Here is a 12,201-nt window from a genome sequence, read left to right as displayed (position 1 = left end):
CGCGCCCGGTCCACTCCGCGCTCGACCTGTCCAGGCTCGAGTCGGTCGGTTTCCACATGCCCGACTGGGAGGAAGAGCTCTCTTGTTACTTAGAAACACCTGGAGTGTAGAATGCCTGAAATCAGCGTAGTCGTTCCCATCTATAATGTTTGTTCATATCTTCAGAAATGCGTGGAATCTGTTCTAGCGCAGTCCTTCGATGATTTTGAGTTGTTGCTTATCGATGATGGTTCTACTGATGGCTCTGGCGAGCTTGCGGATACACTTGCTGTTGATGATGCCCGTGTCAAAGTTTTTCATAAAACCAACGGTGGACTCTCTGATGCACGCAATTACGGAGTAAAGCATGCAACAGGGAAGTACGTTACTTTCATCGATTCAGATGACTGGATTGAGGGATCTTACCTTGAATATCTCTACTCTTTGCTTGTTGAGAACGATGCGGACATCTCGACTTGTTATTTCAACAAGTGTATAGGTGATAAAAGATATCCTTGGCAGTGCCCAAATGATGAAGTTCATGTTATGGATAGCAAAGAGGCGCTATTGTCCCTTCTTTACCAGGAGCGGATAAATGTATCCGCTCCTGGTAAGCTCTATAGAGTGGAGCTTACCAGGAGCGGGATTGAGTACCCCGTAGGTAAGCATTATGAAGATGTGGACACGACGTGGCGTTTTATTGCAGAGGCGACGAAACTTGCTGTTGGACAGCAGCCACTTTATAACTACGTTATGCGTCAAGGTTCAATTGTTCATCAGGTGAGCGACAGCATATTCGATCGTTCCGACCTTGCTCTTGATGCTTATGAGGGCTTGGTTGCCCTTGGCGATGCTGATATAAGCATCGCGGCTGAGCGTTACCTCGTTTTTCATTATCTAAGTGTCCTTCGATCGATTGATTTGAACAGTCCAGATCATCTCGCGCGCGCGAAGAAACTATCTGATACTGTAAAAGAACACTCTCTTAGTGTTCTGTCCGATTCTCGCACCCCACGCAGGGACAGGGTGGCTCTTTATGCGTTGCGATTTGGGCTTCACTTTTATCGTTTCGCCTGGAATGCATATTGCAAGCTACGAGAGGATAGATAAAAAGATTTCATGTTGCTCGTGCGGGTGGCAATTGTGCCCAAAGGATTGGTTTTGATTTGGGCGCCGTCATGTTTTTCGGAATATCTTCCTCATAGGCGTAATCCAATCTGCAGGCTTAATTTATTTGCAAACAGGGGAGATATCGACTTTTTTGGAGGATAAAATGGCGGATATTCCAAGGATAATTCACTATTGCTGGTTTGGTGGCTCTCCTCTTGGCCCAAATGAATTGAGCTGCATCGAATCTTGGAAAAAATATCTTCCTGGATACGAAATAAAGTGCTGGAACGAGAGTAATTTTGATATTGACTGTTGCGCCTATGTTAGGGAAGCCTTCAGTGCGCAAAAGTGGGCTTTTGTTTCTGATTATGCTCGATTCAAAATCCTGTATGAATATGGTGGACTTTATTTCGATACCGATGTTGAGCTCGTTAAACCAATCGATGATTTGCTATCAAAAGGACCCTTTCTAGGTTTTGAAACTGATTATGGAAACATGACTTCTTCTAATATGGAAGACGGGCTCGTTATGGCGGTAAATCCCGGTCTTGGTATGGGAAGTACACCGGGTCTTCCCGTATATCGGCAAGTTCTCGATTCATATGAATCGAGTAGTTTTTTGCTGGCTGACGGCGATTTCGATAGAACAACTGTTGTTTACCGAACAACTAAAATTCTCGAAAGCTTTGGTCTGAATAAAACTAAGGGAATGCAGGAAGTTGCGGGTATTTCGATTTATCCGTCTGAGTATTTCAACCCGAAAAACCATCTGACTGGTGAAGTTAAATTTACTGAAAACACCCGGTCAATACATCATTTTAAGATGTCGTGGTTTACCCCTCAGGAGAAGTTCCAACATTCCGTAAACCGATGGCTGTTGATGCACGGCGTAGGAGAAGCGTCGGCAAAGATTATTTCTGTAGCGCTCTCTTTGGACATTAAGCGTGTAATCAGGCGTCTTAAGAAAAAGAAATAGAAAACGAAGCAACATTATTTGCCTTTATCGAACTGGTGTGCAATGAAAACAGTAAGTATAATGACATGGTATTCATATGAGAACTACGGCAGTGTGCTTCAGGCGGTTGCCTTGAATCGCGTGATAAGCGATTTGGGCTATAAAGCGGTCGACATTGCATACGATCCCAGTTTCGGACGAGCAACTCATGAGGGTGCTCGACTGAGCTTTGTCAGTAAAGCTATCAGGAAAATTGCTAATAATGTGCGCGGCACATTCCCAGTTAGCTCTACAGATAAGTCACAGCTTTTCAATAGTTTCGTTTCACGATTCTTGACTCTAACGGATGACCTTGAATCGAAGGAAGCGCTCTCGCTGTTTTCTAATTGCTTTGATGCTTATGTCTGCGGTAGTGATCAGATATGGTCTCCTCGCTGCTTCGACTCGTCGTATTATCTGGATTTCGTTGGAGACAGCCAACGCATGGTCGCTTATGCCCCGAGTTTTGGATGCGATTCATTAGAGCCATTTTCTTCCGGGGATCAGATAGCTTCTTTACTTCGAAGATTCAATTCCATCGGAGTTAGGGAAACGAGCGCGGTCGATATCGTTGAGAAGTGCACCGGTCGTAAACCTTTGGTTGTTTTGGATCCGACTCTGCTCCTAGATGGAAAAGAGTGGGAAAGGTTCGCTACTCAAATTAGCGAGAATGAACCCTACTGTCTGATCTATCTTCTCGGATCTGATAATTGCAACTTAAAATGTGCTCAGGAAATCGCTCGAGCAAATGGGCTCAGGCCGGTGCTTGTTCCCGTTTTCAAACGTGACCAAAAACTGGATTATTGCGCTCGCTTTCCTATTGGCCCCGCGGAGTTCCTCTCATTGGTGTCTCACGCGAATCTCGTCTGTACCGACTCTTTTCACGGCATGGTTTTTTCGACTATTTTTCAGAAGGATTTTATCGCCTTCGAGCGGTTCGACCCTAACAGCAGTGATTCGCAGAACACTCGCGTATATAGCTTCCTTGAGATGGCCGGGGCCGAAGATGCCCTCCTGCCGCGCCACGAACTTGGCGAATGGGAAAAACATTTCGGGGGGTCTCTCGATTATTCCTATATAAACCCGCGTATCGAGGCGAAAAGGAGCGAGTCTATCGGCTACCTTCGTTCTGCTTTGGCGCGGGCAACGGCGGATAGGGCTGGTGATCACTAGTGGCGGGCTATCGCTCCTTTGCCAAGAACGTCGGTCTCCTGACCCTCGCGAACTTCGGAACTAAGATCCTCAGCTTCCTCTTGGTGCCACTGTACACGAGCGTGCTCACTACCAACGAGTACGGCACCTACGACCTTGCCGTCACTACGATTGGCGTACTTGTCCCGTTGCTGACGCAGAACGTCGTTGACGCGGTCCTGCGCTTCTCGATGGACAAGAACGTCGACAAGTGCGGGGTCCTGAGCATTGGCATCAAACATTTCCTAATTTCGCTTGTTCCGGTCGTTTTGGTGCTTATCGCCAACTCCGTCCTTGGTGTTTCCCCCGTGCTCGTTGAGCTCAGTCCCCTCGTCTTGCTTCTCTATGTGAGCCAGGCACTCTCGGGTATCGTCCTCTATTATGTCCGCGGTATCAACAGGTTCACTGATATCGCCGTCTCGAGTGTGATGTGCAGCGCTCTGATCATTGGTTGCAACATCATCTTCCTTGTTGTCTTTCAGTGGGGTCTTTCCGGCTATTTCCTTGCGAACATCGTCGGGCCGCTTCTTCAGTGCGTCTACCTGCTGATGCGGCTCAAACTGCACGGTGTCAATCCGTTCTGCGTCGATAAACAGCTCGAGCACGAGATGCTTATCTACAGCCGTCCTATGATGGCTAACTCTATTTCTTGGTGGGTCACCAACGTCTCGGACCGCTATGTCGTGACGTTCTTCTGCGGCGTTGCTGCGAACGGCATCTACTCCGTGGCGTCGAAGATTCCCAGTATCCTTAGCATCGTACAGACAGTGGTAGGGCAGGCATGGACGATTTCCGCTGTCGAGGAGTTCGATCCAGAGGACTCTAACGGCTTCTTCTCGAACATGTACGCCGCATATAACTGTGTGATGGTCGTCGTCTGTTCCTTCATCATCGCATGTAACCTGCTGCTCGCGAGGATTCTCTATGCGAACGAGTTTTACGCGGCGTGGCAGTACGCACCCTTCCTGACAATCTCCATCGTTTTCGGTGCGCTCGCCGGGTACGTGGGAGGAGTTCTTGCCGCCGTTAAGGACTCCAAGGAGTTTGCGCGTTCCTCGGTTGTCGGTGCTGTCGTGAATATCGCGCTGAACCTTTTAACGGTGCCTTTCATAGGGGCGCTTGGCGCCGCTGTCGCCACGTTCGTGAGCTATTGGGTGACATGGTTCATGAGAGTACGGAAGCTCAAGAGCTATATGAGAATCAGGATCAACATCATTAGAGACTACGTCTCCTATGCTCTGCTTGTGCTACAGGCGGTTCTGTTCTTCACACCGCTCAGCCTCGTGGCGGTTCACTCCTGCGAGGCCGTGCTCGTCGTTATCGTCGTCGTCCTCTACCGTAGAGAAGTTTCCGCGGCGCTTCGCAAGGGGCGCTCGGTCGTCAAGAAGGGAAAGTGATTCAAATGGATAAGCCTTTGGTGTCCATAGTCGTTGCCATTTATAAATCAGAGAGGTTTCTCGACAAACTGATCACATCGATCATTCGGCAGACCTACCCGAACCTCGATGTCATCCTCGTGGACGATGGGTCTCCCGACGAGAGTGGCGCGGTCTGCGACCGCTATGCTGCGGAGGATCGCAGAATACGCGTGATCCACAAGCCGAACGGGGGGACTTGCGACGCCCGCAACAAGGGAATAGAGTTGGCGAGGGGCGAGTACCTCGTCATCATCGACGGCGACGACTGGCTCGCCCCCGATTACATCGAGTACCTGCTAAGGCTGATCCAGCGCCCGGGCGTGAACATGTCGATGACAGACTCGGTGTTCACCACGCGGGATCTCAAACAGAATGAGGAGGACAAGGTCGTCGATTTGACCTCGGAGGAGGCCATTGCGGAGATCATCTATCCTTGGATTCCCATCGGACCTTGGAACAAGATGTATAGCATGAAGTCGCTAAAGGACGCCGGAATTACCTTCAGTACTAAATGGTCTGGCGAGGGACTCTACTACTCTACCATGGCTGCACAGGCGGCGGGTAAGGTCGCCATGGGACACCGCCGCATCTACTACTACCGTCTTGACAACGAGAACAGCGGGCTTACTCACTACAACGTTGAGATGGGGACCAACGCGCTCGAGAATATCAAGTTCATCAAGGACAGCCTTACCATACGTACCCCGAAGACGATCAACGCGTGCGACTGGCACATCTGGAAGAACTACGGGTATACGTTGTTCCTGATCATTGCCACCGGTCGACAGAACGAACTTGCAGACCTCTACAGCGACTGTATCAGGAACATGCGGAAGCGTCTGCCGGGCGTCCTGCTGAAGTCCGAGATGAGGCCGAAGAGTAAAGCGAAGATGCTGATGAAAGGCCTTTTCCCAGTCTGCTGGGCGAAACGCGACTTGAGGAGAGAAACTGAGGCGCGCAAACGGGATCAGGCTGCTAAGAACGGGGGAAACTAACATGTTCGGGATAAAGACCGCTGCAAAGAACGCTGTTAAGGCTCTGCGCGCTAAGGAGATACTGCCCGTCCAGAAGATCGTCGATTCGGACAGGGCGCTAGAGGGCAAGGTCGCCTTCATCGCCGGGGGGAGTGGCGGCATAGGCATGGCCATTGCGGGAACTCTTCTTGAGTCCGGTGCCAAGGTAGTTCTCGGCGGCACCAGGGCGGAGAAGCTCGAGGTCTGCCGACAGAAGCTTGGTCATACCGAGGATGTCGCATGTGTCGTGATGGACGCGTCCGATGCCGATATGGCGGTCGATGTCGTAGCTGAGGCAAAGGCGGCCTTCGGCAGAGTCGATATCTTCGTGGAGTCTTCCGGTGTCCATACCGATGGTGTTGATTTCTGGACCATGACGCCGGAGGAGTACGACAGGGTCATGTCCGTCAACTTGCGGGGTGCGTTCTTCATCTCTCGCGCCGTAGCACGAGAGATGATTGATTCGGGCACAAGGGGGCATATTCTCTTCGTGAACAGCTCTCGCGGCTTTGAGCCTGCTTGGTCTCCGTACGGCCTCTCAAAATGGGGTTTGAAGGGTCTGACGCAAGGGCTCGCAAAGACCCTGCTTCCCCACGGCATCGTCGTGAACGGAATCGCGCCCGGTTCGACTGCGACGCCATTGATTGGTGTGAAAGAGGGGGATGCGATCACCTCGGGTGAAAATGGCGTCGGGCGTCTCGCCACGCCGACCGAGATAGCTGAATGGGCGAAAATGCTCGTTGGCCCTTCCGGAGACATGATAGTTGGGGAGACGATCCTTGTTTCTGGTGGAAGAGGCGGCATCGAGATCCGCTAGCGATGCTATTTGAGTCGGCGGAATGTCGCTCGGTTCAAATTTGGACAGCGGAGATGAACGCTACTTTTTGATTTGAAAGCCAGGGCGTGCATTAGCAGATGCCCTTTTATTGGAAACTCAACCATACGGAATTATATGAACACACGGCTTAACATCACTGATATAAATAACGCCGGCTTTGAGCACGTCCGTCTTGGCCAAGTTGATGCAGCTCTTTTCGGTTATTACGTTGCCTTCACGCTGTACTCTATATGCAGTTTTATCGAGCTCACGACCTTCTATGAAGTGTTTGGCATCGACAGACAGGAAGTTATTAAATTCTGTCAATTTATTATTCTATTCCTACTTTTATTCAAGTTCGTTTCGCAGAGAGCTTCTTTCTCCGGCTGGCTTCTAGCCCTCGCGGTTGTACTGATTGGCTATAAATCGTGGCGGAGCAGCGGTGAGAACTGGTTCTTTTGGCTTTGCCTCTTTGTTGCGTGCTCGGACAAGGTAAGGATAAGGACTCTTGCTGCTATATCGTTGAGCGTGGTTTCGATGCTTTTTGTTCTTACGGTCACTTGTTGCGAACTCGGGTTGATTGAGAACCGACTCTTTGTTCGCTCCGGTGTGATGCGATTTGCATATGGATTCAAGCATCCGAATTACCTTGGGTTTTATTTAATGGCAATTTGCATTTTCGTTTCAACGCTTCGCTTCGGCGCAAACCCACTCCCCGATATTGTCCTAATTCTCGTTACTTTCCTGATTAACATATTTGTTGTAGGCTCTCGATCCAGCGCTATCATGAGCTTGGCCCAGATTCCTCTTCTTCTTGTCTTCGATTATTGCAAAGCGCAGCGCTCTCGCAATATCGCTAGGTTTTCTCTTTTGTTGATGGTTCTTGTTGCTATAGCCGGGAGTCTTGCGGTCATGGTTGTATATAGCCCATCTATTCCGGCCTTGCGGCAGCTCAATACATTGCTTAGCAATAGGTTTAGTCTGGCGCATAGCTACTATTCCATGCAGCCATTGACGCTGTTTGGATCCGACTTTAGCGGCCATGCGCCTATCTACTGGGAGCTTGGAAAGCCTACTAACTTCATTGTTGACAACGCGTTCTGCCATATTCTCCTTCGCTATGGCATCATTCCGTCTATTATTTTCTTCGGCGGCGTGCTTGCGTTGATGGTTGTCTTGGTCCGAAAGCAAACATGGAATTCACTTATTTTCGGATTAAGTTTGATGCTGCTATTTGGTATCGGTGAAACTCTTGGAGCGCGCGTCGATTGTAATATTTTCTTAGTCGCTTTTGGACCTGCGTTATTATTTTCAGATAAATCGGTGTTTGAATCTGATGCCTGCTAAATTACTTCCTTGCATGAACTGATTCTATCTATCCATTACAGGTGGTAATTGGACATCGACAATTCTCGATGACAGCATTCGGCGTATTGCCTATGATATGGATAAGTCTCGAGTAGTTGTCTGGCGGGTGCCATAGGACCGTGTCTACCCCTGTCCCGAGGTGTCCCCCGGAATCAGAGCCTTCGTCACTGCGGACTAGTGGCAGGAATCTGTCGGGCGCAAACGCTATTGCCGGGCGATGTGGGCATCGTTTGGAGGCTTCTCATTGGTCTGTCGATTGGAAATTGCATTATTTGGTGGAAATAATCGCGACGCAGGTTGTGTGATTTTGCTCAGTCAAAGGTCGGCGCCCTTTATCTGAAAGGGATCGTTGACGCAACTGTTGTAAGTAATTGGGATGCAGATCTGTTCTAGCATCCTCATTAATTAATTTATATTGATTGGCGCGATGACTCTCAAATGGTTAACTACGCCTCCGTCGGCTCCACGCCCAGCTCGTTGCGGACGAGTTCGAAGGCGGCGGCGATTGCCTTGTCCATGTCGTAGTACTTGTAGCCGCCCAGTCGTCCGGCAAAAATAACGTCGCCCTCCTGCGCCGCCAGCTCCTCGTACTGCTTGTAGAGGGCCTCGTTCCTGGCGTCGTTGATGGGGTAGTAGGGCTCGTCGCCGGGCTTCCAGTCGGCCGGGTACTCGCGCGTGATGACGGTCTTGTCCTGCGTGCCGAACTCGAAGTGCTTGTGCTCGATGATGCGGGTGTAGGGGACCTCGCGCTCGGTGTAGTTGACCACGGCCACGCCCTGGTGGTCGGCCTCGTCGAGTGTCTCGGTCTCGAAGCGCAGGCTGCGGTACTCGAGCGTGCCCAGCCTGAAGTCGTAGAACGCGTCGATGGGGCCGCAGTAGATCGTCCTGGCGGCGATATCGGGCTCGGCGGCGGCCAGCTCCTTGGGCAGATGGGGACTGGAGGTGGGTTATGGGTTGGATGGTGGTGTTGGCCACAGGTTATCCTCGGTTATTCTGCAGGGTAAAATTATTTTGTAATAACCGAGTAAATTTGACCTTGGCGCGCGTGATTGTCTGGTTTTGTTTGGAGGAAGTTTCATCTTGCATCGCTCTATGTTTATTTCTGCTGGAGAGTTTGGTCAGCCCCTTGATAGCTCAGTTATTGCGAGGATGTTTAATTGCATTCAAGGTGACTTGGATGGTTTTATTGCTGCATTGGAAAAGGCGGAATTTGAATGTAGGCTGCCAGCTCTAAGTTCTCTTTGGGCTGATGTCCGCCATGAAAATGCTCAAGAAATATTGCATAATCAGCTTCGTGTTGATGGCATGTACTTACAGTTTCCTGAATACGTTAGTCTACCTAAGGGGGCGACTGTTTTTCGCGCGCGAAGTGTCTCTTCTTCTCTCGATTATGGAGCTCAGTTTATTGACCAGGGTCAACTGTGGGAGCCACCGAATGATTGCGTGACCAATTTTGGGCGATTAAACAAACCCGGTGAGAGCTATTTATATGTCAATTGCGGTGACCCAGTCACTACGCTTGACGAAGCCAGGGTGAACGTTGGTGACCAATTTGCTTTGATTGCGTATGAGGTCGCTAGACCTATTAAAGCTATTGGTATTGGTATTTATATTCCTTCCGAAGTGCGTAGGCTGTTTGGGCAAAGCCCGGCTGCATTCGGACAATACTGCTTGCTGCATGATTATTTGCATCAAGAGTTTTCTCGCCCCTTTGAAGTTCTCGGTGAGACTACCTATCAATTGAGCAATGCAATTGTTGATGAGTATTATTCATACGAACCCTGTGTTGCTTATAGTCCTGTGGGCGGTGGCAGAGAGCTTAATTTAAGAATGACTCCGGATATCGCACATGGAAATTTGACAATTCGAGGGGTATATTTTGGAAGGCGCTCCGCCAACGCACTTAAATCAATGATTGTCGACTTTGGGCGCTGGCATTATTCCAGTAAAGCTGGACGTTACCTGTGTCTTGAACATTCCAAGAACCCTGTTTGTCTTAATCATCTGTTTTTTGAAGATGAGCTTGTCTGTCCAGGAACTGAGTGTGAATCGGAGTTGTACTCGTTTTGCGGCTATCGTCCCAACAGGCATGGCCATGAACTTTTAGCTTTACGATAGGGGGGCACAGCGCGATTTAAATAGGCCAGGTATTTTGAAATTATAACTGGCTGTTGTCGCTAGCGAGGTCATTGCTGCATCTGCTCCAGGGTGATCGCACAAAGGTTACTGTTGCTTTAGCGCACGATGCTTCTTCTTGAGCTTACAATTCGGTTGAGGTTTTACGTGCATTTAGTTGGCGGGCCAGTGTATCAGGGGATCCTGATGGGGCACACCCTAGGAGCCATGGAGGCCTCGAATGGATTGCCTTGTTCGCTAGGCAGACCATGGTAGTAGTTGGCAGCATAGATGTAGAAATGCCCGTTTATTAGGTCGTCGATGTATGCCTCTCTGGGTTCGAACTTGAGTGGACATGCGATGTTGCCGTTTTGACGCTAGACGTCCTTTCATGGGCGGTGTTACTTCGGGCAGATTCATACATCCGGGATTCAAGGGAGGATTACTTTGGCAGATTTATTTCATGTTTTGCCGCTTCAATCGGTGAGCGACGAAGCCCAGGAAGCGCTTTCAGGTAGTGTCGAGAAAGTTGGTGTAAGGGCCCTTGCGGCCCCTGTGTCCGATATCCGGAATCAGTTGATATCCTAGGCCGCCTCCACGCTGTCGGCAAGTTCCAGGCTGGATTCGATCATCTTCCTGGCCGCCTTCTCCAGCTCCGCCCAGTCGTGCTCGCCCGCGGCACCCATTCTGAACGCGGCGTCATGCATCTCGGCCATCTTCCTCTCCGAGAAGTAGCGCGAGCCGGACCATGTTTCGGCCTGGTCGCACATGACGGCGCCCACGAGCCTGAGCAGCGAACTCTCCGACGGGAATACCTGCACCACGCGCGAGCGGCGCTTGATTTCCCTGTTGGCGCGCTCCTGACGCTTCTATTGGTGTCAAGAGTCGATTCCGGCTTCCAATGGGAAGCCGTCGTCTATCCATTGCCTGTAGCGCAGCGCCAGCTCCCGGAACTGATGGTGGCCGAGCTCCAGGTCGCAGAGTGTCGAAGCTGTGACGCCGAGAGCGATTGCTGCGTCTTTTTGAGAAACCCCAGATGCGATTCTTTCAGCCCGCATTTCAGGCCCCTTCCCCTCGATGGGCACATCGTAGGGATGCATGATAAGGCGGTACGCCTCACGCGCTATGTAGCGTTTGACGCATCTTCGTATCTCTCGATCGGAAAGCCCTTCGGCCCTGCGCCTCTCGACGTATTCGGTCGTCCTCGGGTCCGTCCTCATCCTGTGCATCGCGATGATATGAAGGGCCTTGTTGGCGTTCCTGTTGCCACCGCGATTCAGCCTGTGACGCTCCACCTTGCCGCTCGAGGCCCTTATCGGCGAAACGCCGCACAGAGCTGCGAACGACGCTTCGGAGCCCATCCTTTCCGGGTTATCCCCTGCGGCTATCGCGAGCATGGCGGCAGAAATCGGGCCGCAGCCGTACATGGACGCAAGCGCCGGGTTGCCCGCCTTCAGTGTCCTCTCGATGCGCTCCTCAAGCAGCCTTGCCGACCTCCTCGCCTCGGCCCAGACCCTCCCCAGTGCGGCGAGGGAGAACATCACGGCGTCGCAGATGGGATCGGCCTCGGCCTCGTCCCATCCTGCGAGCACGCCCATCATCTTTGCGGTCCCGAGCCTCTCGAGGCGCGCCCTGATCTCATCGGGCCCTTTCCTGACCGTTGCCAGGGCAAGGTTTGCCAGGGATGTGCACTGCTTGACGAGCTCCTCCCTTGCGACGGTCATGTTCCTCACCTCCTCAACCCATCCGTCCTGGGATTTGGGCACGGCGAGGTTCTCGCCGGAAAGAGCCTGCTTTGCCGCCCTCAGCGCGTCGGCCGCGTCGTCCTTGTCGCATCCGGGCCCGCGCCTCGGCCTTCCCGGGGTTATGACCTCGCAGCAGGCAATGCCGTATGCGGCCATCGCCCTCACGAGCCCTGCGCCATAGGCGCCCGTGCACTCCACGCCTGCGGCCACGGGGCTGCCCAGCCTGCGGATCTCGTCGCACAGCTTCCTGTAACCCTCGGGGTCGGTGGCGAACTCCCCCGAGAAGAGCTCCGACCCTCTCGCGTCAACCACGCTGAGCCAGTTGGTTGCGGCGTGCGTGTCGACCCCTGCCCACACGGCGTCTTCCGCAACGTTCCCGTACTCCACCTTCATGCAAACCGCCTTCCTCGCTGTTAGCGCCGGGCGATTTTAGCCGCTAATAGTCAAACGA

At 51.7% G+C, this 12,201-nt stretch carries 11 protein-coding genes; 8 read left to right on the top strand and 3 right to left on the bottom strand.

The features are described 5' to 3' along the window. Positions 1–111 precede the first annotated feature (111 nt). The 7 genes from DWZ22_RS09855 (at position 112) to DWZ22_RS09825 (ending at position 7,869) form a co-directional block, all read left to right on the top strand. Entirely contained in the window at positions 112–1,089 is a 978-nt protein-coding gene (locus tag DWZ22_RS09855) for a glycosyltransferase (RefSeq protein ID WP_118406038.1), read from the top strand. Positions 1,090–1,252: 163 nt separating this feature from the next. Then, positions 1,253–2,065 carry a glycosyltransferase family 32 protein gene (locus DWZ22_RS09850; protein WP_118406037.1) on the top strand — a complete coding sequence of 271 codons (813 nt, stop codon included), beginning with the start codon at positions 1,253–1,255 and terminating at the stop codon, positions 2,063–2,065. Positions 2,066–2,158: 93 nt separating this feature from the next. Next, a complete protein-coding gene (locus DWZ22_RS09845) occupies positions 2,159–3,256 on the top strand; it encodes a polysaccharide pyruvyl transferase family protein (protein ID WP_158573331.1) in 1,098 nt (365 codons plus the stop codon). Next, positions 3,256–4,671: a lipopolysaccharide biosynthesis protein gene (locus DWZ22_RS09840; RefSeq protein ID WP_118406035.1), complete on the top strand. Its 1,416-nt coding sequence runs from the start codon at positions 3,256–3,258 to the stop codon at positions 4,669–4,671. The genes DWZ22_RS09845 and DWZ22_RS09840 overlap by 1 nt, the downstream gene beginning before the upstream one ends. 5 nt (positions 4,672–4,676) lie before the next feature. Next, positions 4,677–5,687, top strand: a complete 1,011-nt coding sequence (locus DWZ22_RS09835) for a glycosyltransferase family 2 protein (RefSeq protein ID WP_118406034.1) — start codon at positions 4,677–4,679, stop codon at positions 5,685–5,687. A gap of 1 nt (position 5,688) precedes the next feature. Next, positions 5,689–6,522, top strand: a complete 834-nt coding sequence (locus tag DWZ22_RS09830) for an SDR family NAD(P)-dependent oxidoreductase (protein ID WP_118406033.1) — start codon at positions 5,689–5,691, stop codon at positions 6,520–6,522. A gap of 135 nt (positions 6,523–6,657) precedes the next feature. Further along, on the top strand, positions 6,658–7,869 hold the full coding sequence (locus tag DWZ22_RS09825) for a hypothetical protein (protein ID WP_118406032.1): 1,212 nt from the start codon (positions 6,658–6,660) through the stop codon (positions 7,867–7,869). 467 nt (positions 7,870–8,336) lie between these two features. On the opposite strand, the gene DWZ22_RS09820 is transcribed toward DWZ22_RS09825, so the two are convergent. Continuing rightward, positions 8,337–8,786, bottom strand: a complete 450-nt coding sequence (locus tag DWZ22_RS09820) for a UDP-galactopyranose mutase (protein ID WP_255413601.1) — start codon at positions 8,784–8,786, stop codon at positions 8,337–8,339. Positions 8,787–8,970: 184 nt separating this feature from the next. Between DWZ22_RS09820 and DWZ22_RS10175 the strand changes: the two genes are divergently transcribed. Next, complete coding sequence (locus DWZ22_RS10175; RefSeq protein WP_147352290.1) at positions 8,971–10,008, top strand: hypothetical protein; 1,038 nt, start codon at positions 8,971–8,973, stop codon at positions 10,006–10,008. Positions 10,009–10,589: 581 nt separating this feature from the next. On the opposite strand, the gene DWZ22_RS10610 is transcribed toward DWZ22_RS10175, so the two are convergent. Both DWZ22_RS10610 and DWZ22_RS09810 read right to left on the bottom strand, forming a co-directional pair. Beyond that, entirely contained in the window at positions 10,590–10,721 is a 132-nt protein-coding gene (locus tag DWZ22_RS10610; protein WP_255413600.1) for a hypothetical protein, read from the bottom strand. 162 nt (positions 10,722–10,883) lie between these two features. Further along, positions 10,884–12,143, bottom strand: a complete 1,260-nt coding sequence (locus tag DWZ22_RS09810) for an IS110 family transposase (protein WP_118406031.1) — start codon at positions 12,141–12,143, stop codon at positions 10,884–10,886. Positions 12,144–12,201: the final 58 nt, after the last annotated feature.

This window comes from Collinsella sp. AF31-11, assembly GCF_003475605.1.
In the GTDB taxonomy this organism is placed as follows: Bacteria; Actinomycetota; Coriobacteriia; order Coriobacteriales; family Coriobacteriaceae; genus Collinsella.
The sequence above is the reverse complement of the archived record's forward strand: the minus strand, read 5'-3'. Positions and strand labels throughout refer to the sequence as shown.

Coding starts and splice junctions, on each gene's coding strand:
- DWZ22_RS09855 (WP_118406038.1), top strand. CDS start 112: ATGCCTGAAATCAGCGTAGTCGTTCCCATCTATAATGTTTGTTCATAT.
- DWZ22_RS09850 (WP_118406037.1), top strand. CDS start 1,253: ATGGCGGATATTCCAAGGATAATTCACTATTGCTGGTTTGGTGGCTCT.
- DWZ22_RS09835 (WP_118406034.1), top strand. CDS start 4,677: ATGGATAAGCCTTTGGTGTCCATAGTCGTTGCCATTTATAAATCAGAG.
- DWZ22_RS09830 (WP_118406033.1), top strand. CDS start 5,689: ATGTTCGGGATAAAGACCGCTGCAAAGAACGCTGTTAAGGCTCTGCGC.
- DWZ22_RS09825 (WP_118406032.1), top strand. CDS start 6,658: ATGAACACACGGCTTAACATCACTGATATAAATAACGCCGGCTTTGAG.
- DWZ22_RS10610 (WP_255413600.1), bottom strand. CDS start 10,721: ATGGCCGAGATGCATGACGCCGCGTTCAGAATGGGTGCCGCGGGCGAG.
- DWZ22_RS09810 (WP_118406031.1), bottom strand. CDS start 12,143: ATGAAGGTGGAGTACGGGAACGTTGCGGAAGACGCCGTGTGGGCAGGG.